General features: G+C 40.4%; 14 protein-coding genes. 4 read left to right on the forward strand and 10 right to left on the reverse strand.

The features are described from left to right. Window positions 1-318 (forward strand): transposase (locus BACCOP_RS05200; RefSeq protein WP_007567053.1); only part of this gene is annotated, 318 nt, incomplete at its 5' end. Between the two features lie 197 nt (window positions 319-515). Then, window positions 516-1,466, forward strand: a complete 951-nt coding sequence (locus BACCOP_RS05205) for a DUF4476 domain-containing protein (RefSeq protein ID WP_040311850.1) — start codon at window positions 516-518, stop codon at window positions 1,464-1,466. An 83-nt stretch (window positions 1,467-1,549) separates the two neighbouring features. On the opposite strand, the gene BACCOP_RS05210 is transcribed toward BACCOP_RS05205, so the two are convergent. The 3 genes from BACCOP_RS05210 to BACCOP_RS05220 all read right to left on the reverse strand — a co-directional run bounded on the left by BACCOP_RS05210 (window position 1,550) and on the right by BACCOP_RS05220 (window position 4,119). Beyond that, window positions 1,550-2,416, reverse strand: a complete 867-nt coding sequence (locus BACCOP_RS05210) for a mechanosensitive ion channel family protein (RefSeq protein WP_007567056.1) — start codon at window positions 2,414-2,416, stop codon at window positions 1,550-1,552. Window positions 2,417-2,444: 28 nt separating this feature from the next. Continuing rightward, entirely contained in the window at window positions 2,445-3,056 is a 612-nt protein-coding gene (locus BACCOP_RS05215) for an L-threonylcarbamoyladenylate synthase (protein WP_007567058.1), read from the reverse strand. Window positions 3,057-3,138: 82 nt separating this feature from the next. Then, a complete protein-coding gene (locus BACCOP_RS05220) occupies window positions 3,139-4,119 on the reverse strand; it encodes an aldo/keto reductase (protein ID WP_007567060.1) in 981 nt (326 codons plus the stop codon). A 183-nt stretch (window positions 4,120-4,302) separates the two neighbouring features. Here BACCOP_RS05220 and BACCOP_RS05225 point away from each other — a divergent pair, with 183 nt between their 5' ends. Beyond that, on the forward strand, window positions 4,303-4,638 hold the full coding sequence (locus BACCOP_RS05225; protein WP_007567062.1) for a winged helix-turn-helix transcriptional regulator: 336 nt from the start codon (window positions 4,303-4,305) through the stop codon (window positions 4,636-4,638). A 130-nt stretch (window positions 4,639-4,768) separates the two neighbouring features. On the opposite strand, the gene BACCOP_RS05230 is transcribed toward BACCOP_RS05225, so the two are convergent. The 7 genes from BACCOP_RS05230 to BACCOP_RS05255 form a co-directional block, all read right to left on the reverse strand. Beyond that, window positions 4,769-5,956, reverse strand: coding sequence for an FprA family A-type flavoprotein (locus BACCOP_RS05230; protein WP_007567065.1), 1,188 nt, complete (start codon window positions 5,954-5,956; stop codon window positions 4,769-4,771). Beyond that, window positions 5,946-6,911, reverse strand: a complete 966-nt coding sequence (locus BACCOP_RS05235) for a TIGR01212 family radical SAM protein (RefSeq protein ID WP_040311852.1) — start codon at window positions 6,909-6,911, stop codon at window positions 5,946-5,948. The genes BACCOP_RS05230 and BACCOP_RS05235 overlap by 11 nt, the downstream gene beginning before the upstream one ends. A 114-nt stretch (window positions 6,912-7,025) precedes the next feature. After that, window positions 7,026-8,228, reverse strand: coding sequence for a TlpA disulfide reductase family protein (locus BACCOP_RS19220; protein WP_007567069.1), 1,203 nt, complete (start codon window positions 8,226-8,228; stop codon window positions 7,026-7,028). 16 nt (window positions 8,229-8,244) lie between these two features. Further along, window positions 8,245-9,636: a RagB/SusD family nutrient uptake outer membrane protein gene (locus BACCOP_RS05245; protein ID WP_007567071.1), complete on the reverse strand. Its 1,392-nt coding sequence runs from the start codon at window positions 9,634-9,636 to the stop codon at window positions 8,245-8,247. Window positions 9,637-9,649: 13 nt separating this feature from the next. Beyond that, window positions 9,650-12,565 (reverse strand): SusC/RagA family TonB-linked outer membrane protein, encoded by a 2,916-nt coding sequence (locus BACCOP_RS05250; RefSeq protein ID WP_007567073.1) that lies wholly within the window; start codon window positions 12,563-12,565, stop codon window positions 9,650-9,652. Between the two features lie 8 nt (window positions 12,566-12,573). Continuing rightward, a complete protein-coding gene (locus BACCOP_RS21525; RefSeq protein WP_083779548.1) occupies window positions 12,574-12,660 on the reverse strand; it encodes a peptidase associated/transthyretin-like domain-containing protein in 87 nt (28 codons plus the stop codon). Window positions 12,661-12,695: 35 nt separating this feature from the next. Beyond that, complete coding sequence (locus tag BACCOP_RS05255) at window positions 12,696-12,884, reverse strand: hypothetical protein (RefSeq protein ID WP_007567075.1); 189 nt, start codon at window positions 12,882-12,884, stop codon at window positions 12,696-12,698. Between the two features lie 458 nt (window positions 12,885-13,342). Between BACCOP_RS05255 and BACCOP_RS05260 the strand changes: the two genes are divergently transcribed. Continuing rightward, window positions 13,343-13,841: DUF4372 domain-containing protein (locus BACCOP_RS05260; RefSeq protein WP_007567077.1), on the forward strand; the 499-nt coding region annotated here is incomplete at its 3' end.

The raw sequence follows: 13,841 nt of genomic DNA on the forward strand, positions 1-13,841 counted from the left end.
ATAGGGGACAGAGGATATATAAGTGCCCAAGTGCAATTGGATCTGTTTGAAACTGCCAATATCAGATTGGAGGTACCATACAGATGTAATCAAAAAGAATGGAAGCCAACATTCCCAGCTTTTGCCAAAGCGAGAAAAAGAATTGAAACCATATTCTCGCAATTGTGTGACCAGTTTATGATTATAAGGAATTATGCGAAAGATACAGATGGATTGTTTGCCCGGATTATCGGGAAGATTAGCGCACTTACAATCCTCCAATATATTAACTACAAAAATGAAAAGCCTATTGGCAGAGTTAAATATGCGCTATTTTAATTCCGCCAACAGGTTTTTTATAATAAAAAAAGCAAGACAGAAGGAAATATACCCTAAGTAATACAGATAGTATATCCTTTATAGGGAAATTCCCTATTCATTATAGGAATTTGCCTGCATATTTATAGGATTTTCTATTCGTCTATCATTCATTTTATTGTCTATTTTTGTAACACCAACCAAAAAGAATAATGGATATGAAGAACTTTATGAAAGTCGTCATTATGGCAATCGTGCTACTGACTACAACCAGCTGCGGAGTTTTAGATACCTCCTTACAGCGTTCCCGCCTGGCAGAAAGCCTACATACAGGTATGACAAAACGTGAAGTCGTTGACCTACTGGGAAATCCCGAGTTCAAACGTTCCTACAATGGAATAGAGCAATGGGAATTTCATAAGATACACTTCAGCGGAGCAGTAACAACCATTCTGCTCGATTTTCAACACGATAAAGTCATTTCATTCAATTCATACGCAGGAGCTACCCCCTCTCCTGCCTACCCGCCTATAGCTATCTGTCCGCCTGCTCCTGTTGAAGAAAGACCTTCGCTGGCTTATCCGACAGACGATCAGGCATGGTTTCAGGAATTGTATCAGAAGGTAAAAGACAAGCCTTTCAAAGACGAACGTCTGAAAATACTCAGAGAAGCCGCACGCCAGTCAGACTTTACCTGTGATGAAATCGTACAGTTGATGAAAATATTCAACTTCGACGATGAAAGACTGGAAGCATTGGTCATTCTGGAACCAACCATTATCGACCGGGAAAATACCGACCGGATTGTTGATTCAATGACTTTTATATCGGGAGAGGAAAAAGCAAAAAACATACTGAACAAGAAGCATCACAGCGGTCGGATATATAGTGACGGTGAAATCAATGTATTATATGAAAAGGTAAAGGATGCTTTCTCATTCGATCAGCTAAAGATACTGCAAACAGGCATGAATGGCAGAAATATTACATGCAAGCAATGTGTCAAACTGCTTTCTATATGTGATTTCGACAATGAACGGATAAAATTCCTGCAAGTCATGGCGCCTCACATATACGACTGCCACAACCGTCAGCTAATCATTGATACAATGAGTTTCGCCTCAGGAAAAGATGAAGCACGCCAACTGATAGAACGATATTGCAAATAACTTTCATTCAAACAAAAAAGCATTTCCCATCCACACAAAGGAAGAGGAAATGCTTTTTCCGTTTTTTTATGTAAAAATCACAATCAGTCTTTTGCCTGATGAACAGTAAGCTGCGGGAACGGGAATCCGATACCTTCCTTATTGAATGTATCGTACACGATTTTATTCATGTCAAAATATACATCCCAGTAATCAGCTGTCTTAGCCCACGCACGGACCTTAATATCCACACTGCTTGCCGAAAGAGCTCCCAAAGCAATCATCGGAGCCGGATCCTTCAATATACGAGGATCTGCATCGATAATACGCTGCAATACGGCTTTTACCTTTTCGAAATCTTCACCATATTCTACTCCGAATACCCATTCAGCACGACGTGTTTCCTGTTTGTTGTAATTTGTAATGGCATTGCTGCTCAATGCACCATTCGGAACATAGATGACTTTATTATCTACTGTTGTCAGAATAGTATGGAATATCTGAATTTCGCGTACAGTACCATTCGCATTCTGGCCTTCTATATAGTCGCCTACCTTAAAAGGTTTAAATACCAGAATAATCAATCCTCCTGCAAAGTTGGAAAGATTTCCAGACAAAGCCATACCAATAGCAACACCGGCAGAAGCCAGCAAGGCTGCAAAGCTGGTAGTTTCTACTCCCAGACGGCTAACAATAGCAAAAGCCAATATCAGATTCAGCAATATACTGACAAGGCTTCTCAAAAAAGTCTGCACACTGATTTCAAGCTTTCTCTTTTCCAGAATGCGTGCAAGCAAACGTCCGACTTGCTTGATGATAAAGCGGCCGACAATATAAATAATGATTGCTCCTAACAGGTCTTTTCCTACCTCAATACCCCAGTCAAGCAACTTCGACAGCAGCTGTTCTACATCTACTCCCTTAGAACCTGCACTCAGGAAAGTTCCATTCAATAAAGATGATAATAACATAGTTGTTTTATTTTAAATTGATTAATATTTATTCTTCCAATACCCCTTTGCCCTGACGAATTATTTCGGGCACATCTTCACAACAATTTATAACGGTAGAAGGTTCAACGCCTCCTATGCCTCCGTCTATCACTAAATCAACTTCCGAACCAAATTTCTCGTCTATAAGCTCCGGATCGGTAACATATTCGACATCTTCATCCGGATTCAAGGGTAAAGTAGTGGTAAGAATAGGTGCATCAAGTAAATGACATATTTCACGAATAATATTATTGTCCGGCACACGAATTCCTACTTCCTTCCGGTTACGGAATATCTTAGGCAACCGGCTGTCTGCATTAAGGACAAATGTAAACGGTCCGGGCAGATTTCGCTTCATCAACTTAAAGGTAGCATTGCTTACACGGGCATATTCGCTGATATTGCTCAAGTCGCAGCAAATAATAGAGAGGTTGTTTTTACGCGGATCGATATTCTTCAACTTGCAGATTCGTTCGATCGGCCGTTCTTTCAGGGCATGACAACCCATAGCATACATGGTATCGGTGGGATAAATGATTATCCCACCGTCATTCAATATATCCACAATGTGCTGCAACACATCGGAATCGTTATTCTTGGAATATAATTTCTGTATCATAATCACAAATATAGCACTTTTTAAAATGCAATGACTTTTTTATCTGTGATTATTCATTTCAGGCTTTTAAAAATACAACTGGTTACCAGCAATGATGTACCAGAGGACGGATATGCTTATCGTATACTTGGCGTACCACCTCCATTTCTTCATGTGAAAAAGGAGGCAAAGAAGAAGCTTTGACATTTTCCATTATCTGAGCAGGAGAACTTGCTCCCGAAATGACAGTACTGACTTCGGGATACATCAGAATATATCTTAAAGCACGAGCTGCAAGATTATCTGTATGCAACAGCTGTTTCAGCTCGCGTGCAGCCTTCACGCCTGTCATATAGTCTACTCCTGAAAAAGTTTCCCCCTTATCGAAAAGCTCTCCGTTTCTGTTGTAACAGCGGTGATCAGCTTTTCCAAATGTTGTTTCTTCTGAGTATTTTCCTGTCAGCAGTCCACTAGCCAAAGGTACACGGACTATGATTCCGACATTTTGTTTACTTGCTTTCGGAAACAATTCTTCTGCCGGCTTCAAACGAAACATATTAAAAATAACTTCAATGGCAGATATGTCATAATTCAATGCTTCCAGTGCTTCGTCTACCTTTTCTACACTGACACCATAATGACAGATTTTACCCTGCCGTTTCAATTTATCAAGAACATAAAAAATCTCCGGATTCCGGTATACTTCAGTAGGCGGACAGTGAAGCAAAACCAGATCAAGGCTATCAACGTCCATATTCTTAAGTGAAGCATCCACAAATTTCACGATATTTTCTTCATTATATCCCGCTGAAACATGTGGATTAAGCTTTCTACCACATTTGGTTACTACAAACACTTTATCTTTCTTGCCTTTCAGAAACTTCCCGACAGTATGTTCACTCATTCCATCCTGATAAATATCAGCCGTATCAATCAGATTTACCCCTTGTTCGTATGCAACCTGCAATGTATTCATAGCTACCTGCTCATCAAAAGGATCTCCCCATTTAGAACCAAGTTGCCAAGTTCCTAAAGATACCTCACTCGCTTTAAATCCAGTTTTTCCAAAAACTCTATAATTCATACTATGATTTTTTATATAACTACTACGGCTCTAACACGTGCCTCTTTTTACAGCAAAAGTAAAGGATATTATCAGCCGTTGCAATACACGATAAAATAATCGGATACCAACAACTTTATCCATATATTGATTATCAAGCAAATAAAAAGAACTATCTTTGCAAGTAAACTAAAAATAACATGCATGTATAAAAGAAAAACACTTCTTGATCTTTCTTGCGGAATCCGCATTACAATGGAAATTATCGGTTCAAAATGGAAGCCTTGCCTGATAGATGCACTGAGAGAAACTCCCAAACGTCCCAGCCAGCTTCACCGTGAAATACCAGAGGCCATCTCTCGCGTGCTAGATCAGAATCTGAGAGAGCTCGAAGCACACGGCATCATAGAAAAGAAAATATATGCAGAACTACCTCCCCACAGCGAATACGCACTGACAGAATTAGGCAAAAGTGTATTGCCTTTGATAGACATACTGGATGAATGGGGAGAAAACCACCGATATATCTTCGAAAAATAAATAAAAAAGAACCGTATCATAGCTCATCAAATAGAGCCTGATACAGTTCTTTTATGTTTGTATACCAGAGTATATAAGTTTACTATATACTTATTTTAGCTTTAACGCTTCTCTTTTTCTACCAGCACAATCAACGGTCAGCTTTCAAACGGTCTGCCATAGCTTTTGCCAGTTCCTTAGCCTGACGGCAAGTATCTTCCTTCATACTCTGCTTCATTTCTACCGGATTGCCAACAACCTCGAATTTAAGCTTTTCTGTATATTCACCGATTTTCTTGACTGCGGCACTAGCCCATGTAAACGAACCGAAATATCCCATTACGCGATTCTTCATCTCGCGGGCAGCCACCTTGCTCAACAAAGCTTCCATTTCGGGATATAAGTTCATGTTGTAAGTAGTACATCCTGCAATCAGACCTTTATATTTAAAGATATCTGCCAAGATAAATGAATGATGAGTTTTCGAAACATTGTGCATTACAATATTCTTGATACCCTGGGCACTTAATTCTTCAGCTATGGTTTCTGCAAGTTCTTCTGTATTGCCATACATTGTACCGTAAACAATAACCACACCTTCTTCACCTTCGTAGCGGCTCATTTTATCATACATATCGATAACCTGAGGAATCTTTTCTTCCCATACAGGACCGTGAGTAGAACAGATCATCTTGATAGGCAGTCCACTACATTTCTGCAAAGCTTTCTGTACCGGATTTCCAAACTTTCCTACAATATTGGAATAATAACGACGCATTTCATTCCAATAAATATCTGTATTGATATTCTTATCGATACATCCTCCATTCAGTGCTCCGAAGCATCCGAAAGCATCACCAGAGAATAAGATACCTTCTGTTTCATCGAAAGTCACCATTGTTTCAGGCCAGTGTACCATCGGAACCAGATAGAAACGTAAATTATGATGTCCTAATTTCAGGAAATCACCGTCACCTACAACATAACGGTCACCACCTACTCCATAATAACCTTCTACCATATCGAAAGTTTTCTTGTTTCCAACCAATACGATATCAGGATAATACTGCTTAATCAGTGCAATAGAGCCAGAATGGTCGGGTTCCATATGATTAATAATCAAATAATTGATTTTGCGGTCACCGATAACGGCGCGAATTTTCTTCAAATAAACTTCGAAAAATGCTACATCAACAGTATCTACCAGCGCTACCATTTCATCGTCGGCAATCAGATATGAGTTATAAGACACACCATAAGGCAGCGGCCAAAGATTTTCGAACAACGCTTTTGAGCGGTCGTTCACACCTACGTAATGTACTTTTCCTTTAATTTCCATTTTTGTTATCCGAATTAATTATACTATATTTTTTACTACAATGCTTTCCTTGCCATGCATCACGTTCTTCCATCCGGCGCTTCAGTCTGGTTGTAAACTCATGGTTTTTCAGTCCCCAGTCAGGAGCTATCAGCAATTCTTTGGGCGACTGCGAAACAAATCGCTCCAAAACCAAATCCGGCCGAAGGTGTTCTATATAGTCGATAGCCAAATCAATATATTCATCGACCGTATATAAATGAAAATCCTCCGGATGTTGTGCGAATTCATGGGCCATACGCGTACCCTTTATCAGCTGCAGCTGATGCATTTTCAGCGTTGTCAGTGGCAACTGAGATAAGGCCTCAGCCTGACGGATCAACTTTTCAGAATCTTCCCCAGGCAAACCCAATATCACATGTCCACCTGTCAAGATCCCTCTTCCGGCCGTACGACGTACAGCATCTTCCGTACATGCAAATGTATGTCCCCGGTTTATCCGTGCCAGTGTATGATCATCAGTGCTTTCTATGCCATATTCAACCAGCAGGAAAGTCTGGCGGTTCAGTTCTTCCAGATAGTCCAACAACGAATCGGGCATACAATCCGGACGCGTACCGATGACCAGCCCCACAACGTTTTCTACATCCAAAGCCTCTTCATACATTCGCTTCAGCTGTTCTAATTCTCCGTAAGTATTTGTATACGCCTGAAAATAGGCAAGATATTTCATCTGAGGATATTTGCGGGCAAAGAACAGCTTGCCTTCTTCCAACTGTGTGGTTACCGTTTTCTCTGTACGGCAATATTCCGGATTAAACGTCTGATTGTTACAATATGTACACCCTCCATACCCTTTTGAGCCATCACGGTTAGGACAAGTAAAACCCGCATTAACCGAAAGTTTCTGTACCTTGAACGGAAACTGCTTCGTTAAAAAACCGGCAAAGTCATTATATCGTAACTGTTTATCCATCTGCATACAATTTGCGGAAGCAAAGATAATCGTTTTTTTGAGAACAAACAAAAAATGTTCCCCAGCACATACCAGTTACTGAGGAACATTTCAAGAAAAATAACCTTACAGAGGTTAATTCGCCTTATATAAATCATCTAAAAATACATCCAAATATGCACCTCTCATATTTGTCTTATAGAAGCGTCCTTCTTTATCAAGAATCAGACACATCGGAATAGCCTGGATATTATATTCTTTGGCACCTGCTCCATAAATACCTCCTTCTATCCGTCCCTGTGTCCAGCTCATATTTTCTTCTTTCATGGCTTTCTGCCATTCAGACTCCTTCTCATCAAGTGAAATGCTTACAATAGCAAAATCCTTGTACTTATCATGTATTTTACGCAAATGAGGTATTTCTCCGCGACAAGGTCCACACCAGCTTGCCCAAAACTCCAGCATGACATATTCGTTTTCCGGAATCATAGAAGAAAGTTTTACAGTCTTTCCGTTACGGTCTAAAACATCGATATCTTTATACTTCTGTCCTACAGCCAACGGACGTGCCGCTGATGCAGCAGTTGTAAAATGTTCCAGCTCGGCAGTTCCTGCCCAATGTTTCTCAAACAAAGCCTGCATCTGGTCAATCTCCTTAACATCAGGTAAGAATTCCATACCCGAAAGATAATACATTGCCTGATCCATCGCTACCGGAGAGTCTGCATGTTTCTTGATAAAGTCAAGCTGATACTGTAACAGCTTATCCTTCCATTTCATTTCTTCACGAGCTATTTCCATACCAACGGCACTCACATCCTTTCCTTCCGACTCCGGTACCAAGTATTCATCTGCATAACGTTCCATCAAAGTATTCAAAGTATCAGAATATACCTGAATCTCCTTATTCATCGTAACAAATAAATCGTGAACTGACGAACCGGTAATCTCTGGAGATTTACTCTCACGCTCGGAAGCATAATAAACTCCTGGCAATGTAGCTACATCTCCCTTATAAGTAATGTCTGAGTTCTCCAGATAAAGCATTGTACGAAACATCTTATTATGATAATCCGGCTCTTCGCCCGGCTTGTTTAAGTCGATTATTACATAATAAAGTCCCGGACGCTCTACTTTTCCTGAAAAAGTAAAACTGCCATTCTGCACCACAGTGCTATCTACCACAACCGGATCCGACAAGTATACCGAACGTTCCAGATAAGCTTTTCCTGAAGCTGCATCACCTGTTAATGTACCTTCGATGGTATACCCATCCGTTTTACTCTGACATGAAGCCAACAAACCAGCTACCATGCCCAACAAAAAAATTTTCTTCATAACTATTATTCTTCATTTAAGGATTTTGAACTAATAAATCATTTCCAGCAATAGCTGAACGAGGAATAGGGAGAGCCAGTCTGGTCCATGAATTAACATATCCCAATGCAACCCAATCAGTTCCGTCCAGTTTGTTATAACGTATCATGTCGAACCAATCTTCAAAATTTTCACCGAACAGCTCCAGATATTTCTGATAAAAGACTGTCATCAGCATATCTTTGTCGGCTACATTATCAACAAAGTCCGCAGCAAATCCTGCACGATCGGTTATCGGACGCAATGCTTCACGAGCAGCAGTAAAATCAGGAGCCGGTTTACGTATCGCAGCCTCAGCCTTCACCAAGTACATCTCCGACAGGCGAAGCATATATAAAGAGTTTCCCGGAACTTTATCCACATTATCATTCATCTGATACTTATTCATACGATACGATGAAATCATATTCTCTGCATCAAAAGCCCATGCATAACGTTTATCTTCCGGATATAGAGCTGCTATTTTTCTCAAGGTGTTTCCTGCTCCGGCACTCCAGTCGTAACGGTATCCAGCTACAGTCTGCTGATTGTTCATCGTATATGGATAAAACAATAAATCCGTACTTTGGAAGCTGCTAAAAATATCACCATATACAGGCTCAAGCATAATACCCTCATCAGCCCCTTTTGTTATAACCTCATCGGCCAGTTTATATGCCTCATCAAAATTACCCATAGACAATAAGACCTTTGCCTTCAAAGCCTTTGCCGACAGATAATTTCCATAATACATGGCTACTGTTCCCAAAGAAGAATGTTTTACCGGTAACACTTCAGCCTCTTTAAGATCATCAAGAATAGATGTGTAACACTGGCGGACAGTCGCTCTCGCTTTCGGGGTATTGTCACGCACAGGAGCGTCATGAAGCACGATACCATACTGAGAGTCCATGTTACAAAATTCACCATACAAACGTAGCAGCATAAAGTTTGCCATCGCCCGGTTGAACTTCGCTTCTCTCTGATAATTCAGATTTTCTTCTTCAGAACGTCCTTTTATATCCTTATCCAAAGCCGCCAGCACCGAATTTGCCTGATTGATTATGTAATACAAGAAGATATAAGTTTCTTCCACAATTACATTGTCATCCTGTATATCTCCAGTCAAAAAGCTTCTGGCACCACTTACACTCGAGCTTTGCATAACTCCGGTACGCAAAAACAATGCATTGTAAATAGAACTTTTCGCTCTCCAGCCTTCATAGATACCATTTACTGCTATTTCGGCCGAACGGGCATCGGTTATGACAGTTTCATCATCCAACACATTTTCGGGATGGATATCATCAATAGGTCCCAGCAGGCTGCACGAAGCCATTGTCAGAGAAAACATGCCTGCCACTAAACAAGATTTTATATTCAGTTTCATAAATAGTCTTTTTTTAGAATTGTAACTTAACTCCCAGTGAGAAGGAACGGCTCAACGGATAAGGGTCGTTGTTAGTTCCCATACTTGTAATGCCAGTAGCAACAGTTTCCGGATCAAGTCCAGGCCATTGAGTAATCGTAAATAAATTGGTAGCCGTCACAAAGAGTGAAGCATTACTTAAATACAATTTATTTATCCATGCCTTAGGCAATGAATACGACAGCGTAATATTCTTCATTCTCAAATAAGATGTATCAAAAACAAAACGGTCGTTCGCCATATAATTATAACTCATTGTACCTGCAACCAGACGTGCATACTTAGCATCCGTACGTTCCGGTGTCCAGGTGTTTCCGTAAAGCTCTCTGCCAACGCTTTGTCCCAAAACGCCGCTGATTTCCTCTCCTAAGTTACTATATACAGCTTCTCCTCCACAAGAGAACTGCATAAGGAAAGACAAAGAAAGATTCTTATAAGTAAACGTATTGGTCCATCCTCCGAAGAATTTAGGTTCAGGAGTTGCTATGACTTGACGGTCGTCGGATGTAATCGTACCATTTCCGTCAGTGTCTTTCATCAGAAAATCTCCAACACCGATACCAGACTGATACTCAGCAAAACCTTTTTCTACAGCCTTTGCATTCAGTTCATTCACTTCATCCATATTTTGAACAATATGGTCAACTATATAACCTTTCACTGTTCCTGCCGGTTTTCCCACAATAAAAGCATCCTGCATGTACGAATTGATCTGTGCATTGTTCAGCGACTCTATACGGTTACGGTTTACCGAAATATTCAAATCCGTATTCCAGGCAAAATCCTTACCACGAACAGGATAACCACCTAGCGAAACTTCCACTCCACGGTTTGACATATCGATTATATTATCGTAATAATTCGACATTCCGGATTCCAGTATATGAGGAGCAGGAGCCAGTGCACCATCGGTATAACGATAATATGCATCCAAACTTCCGTACAAGCGGTCGCCAAAGAAAGAGAAATCCAGACCAAAATTCACTTCATTTGTCTTTTCCCAATGGATACCACGGTTAGGAAGTAAATCCTGCAACTTGACAGACGAACTTTCTCCATACTGGCTGGATGTATAGAACTGGCGGAATGAAAAATCGGAAACATTCGTAGATCCGGTCTGTCCCCAGCTTAAACGCATCTTCAGGTTATCTATCCAGGATGCCTTTTCCATAAAAGCTTCACGGTTTATTACCCATCCGGTAGAAACTGCCGGAAAGACTCCCCACTGGTTTCCCGGACCGAATTTAGATGAAGCATCGGCACGCATACTCACTTCCAGCAGATAACGTGAGTCGTAATCGTACGACAGACGTCCATATACAGAGTTCAAACCACTCTTTGCAACGTAGTCGGAATACATCAATACAGACTGTGCTGAACCCACATTATCCAAATTATCATCATTCGGGAAGCCCTGATACATATTTGTTCCACCAGTACTGCGTGAACGGTCGGCTCCATATCCAGCCATTGCACCAAATAAGTGTTTGCCTGTATGATAGTTATAATCTAAACGGAAATTTATCGATGTACTGGCATACTTCGAGTTGTTTGTGGTAAGCTGAGCATAATAAGGACTTCCTACCCAAATTTCCTGCAAATAACTGGGCGAAAAATAACTATTGTCATAATTATAAGAAGCCAGCGTAAAATCGGAATGGAACTTCAGGTTACGCAGCAGCTCTATGTCGACATAAACATTTCCCATAAACTGGTCGCTTTCATATTTTGCTTTACGGTTCAGCAAAGCAACCGGATTCGGGCCACTTACATACCCTGACGGCATAAAATACAACGATCCTTTATCCAGTCGGGTATAATCACCATTCTCATCATAGACGGGCAAATCCGGACGAACCAGCCACGGATGTGTATCAGGAGCCATGATACTTTCCTGACTAGGACTAGTACGCTTTGAGTAAGAATAGCCAAGCAAAGCTCCCATACGTATGCGTTTGGTTATGTCGGTATTGACAGACAAACGTCCGCTATAAGTTTCAAGATTGTCATTTTTGTATAAACCTTCCTGATCGATGGCATTGAAAGCAAACGAATAATCTGTTTTTTCAGATCCGCCACGAACAGAAACATTATACTGATTGGTTATTGCATTTTTATTTCTTGTTTCATCTTCCCAATTAATATTTTCCTTACCAAATGCGCTTTCGTTCAGTCCCAGGAATTTAGTATACATCAACGTATTCCAGTCGACTTCAAAATTACCGTAAGCCATCAAGATTGTCGGATCGTACATCATGCTATACTGCGTAGTCATGGTAAAATTCGCCATATCATAATTGTACGCATCCATCGTGTTACGCAAAATTTCTTCCTGCAACGAACGGAATTCCTGATTGTTCAACGGTTCAAAGACCTTTACCGGATTTGCAATGCTCAATGTATATCCGGCTTCCACAGTAGCCTTCTCTCCTTTCCGTCCATTCTTGGTAGTCACTATAATTACACCATTTGCTCCACGCGAACCATAAATAGCCGTAGCCGAAGCATCCTTCAGTATATCAATGCTTTCAATGTCATTCGGTGCAATATTCATAAGTGGATTCAGTGCATTACTGTCGACAAACATCGGCACACCGTCTATTACATAAAGCGGAGCGTTATTTGCCGTAAGCGAGGTAGAAATCGGATAAGGGGAAGTAATACCACGTACATTGACCGTCATCGTCTCACCGGGTTCACCGCTGTTTTGTGTCACCAGCACACCTTTTATCGTTCCGCCAAGCATATCTTGAACTGTAGATGATGTTTCCGACAGTTTATTCAAATCGTCTTTCTTGACAGACGAAATAGAACTTGTCAGGCTTTTACGGTTCTTGCTTCCGTAACCGATGACAACCACATCGTCGAGCACCTGATTATCTGATTTCAAAACAACATTTAGAACTCAACCGATTTCAAGCCTATAAACGAAAATCGCAACACAGCTCTATTTCTCGGCAATGCAAGAGAATAAGCTCCGTCCATATCGGTTACAGTTCCTTCCGTAGTACCTACAACTACTACCGAAGCCCAGGTACAGGAAGTTCGCTTTCATCGGTAACCGTTCCCTTCACAACATTTTTCTGCTGATTTGCCTGTCGCACTTCCACACTTTTGACTGTAGAACTTACTGTGGCAAAAACTGATTCCGCATGCAAGACTCCCACGCTCAGTACAGCTAAAAGATTCATCCACTTACGACCATTCATATTTTTAAATATTTAAGATATTATCCGAAAAAAGGAATTAGTTTTTGTGTTATATGCAAATATAAAATAACTTTAACACATAAACAATTCTTATTCTGAATATTTTTCACATATATATAGAAAAGTTTGTTTTGCTGACATTTTGTAATCTGTTTTACTTCGGATACCCATCATGGCTTTCAGAGAAGAATTACAGCATCAAATTACCTTATCACGCTCGTGACTATAGCTTATCACGTTCGTGACGAGATATTCACACGTACGTGACAAGAGCTCACCACGTACGTGACGAGGTATATTTTCATATTTATAAGTTCTTCATTATTTTTGTATCCGAAAACATTAGTGTCCACTAAAAAATCATAGAAGTTCTTTGAAATTATTGAAATTCAATTTGTTATAGGAGATTTTTGGGAGAACGGATTTGAATTTACTTTTGTGGTAATTTTCAGACCGTTATGCATAAAGACCCATATATTTTTGCCCAATTAGTTAAGTTCCTTGACCGAAGTAAATTCAATCGTATCGTTACAAAGTATGAAGGCGATAAGTATATCAAGAGCTATACCTGTTGGAATCAGCTGCTTACGATGATGTTCGGTCAGCTATCCAATCGAGATAGTCTTAGAGATTTGATTGTGGCTATGGAAGCTCATGCTGGAAAACTTTACCATCTCGGAATCGGGAAGTCTGTAACTCGGAGCAATCTTAGTAAGGCTAATGAGCAACGTAACTACCGCATCTTCGAAGAGTACGCAACATTCATGATTGCCGAGGCCCGCAAGCGTAGAATCAATAAAATATTCGAACTTGACGGTCATGTTTATGCATTTGACTCTACAACGATTGATCTGTGCCTGTCAGTGTTTGAATGGGCTAAATTTCGCAAACATAAAGGCGGAATAAAGTTGCATACGCTCTACGATATTGAAGCGGAAGTACCTGCATTTGTGCATA

Origin of the sequence: Phocaeicola coprocola DSM 17136, from assembly GCF_000154845.1 — a bacterium.
Classification (GTDB): domain Bacteria; phylum Bacteroidota; class Bacteroidia; order Bacteroidales; family Bacteroidaceae; genus Phocaeicola; species Phocaeicola coprocola.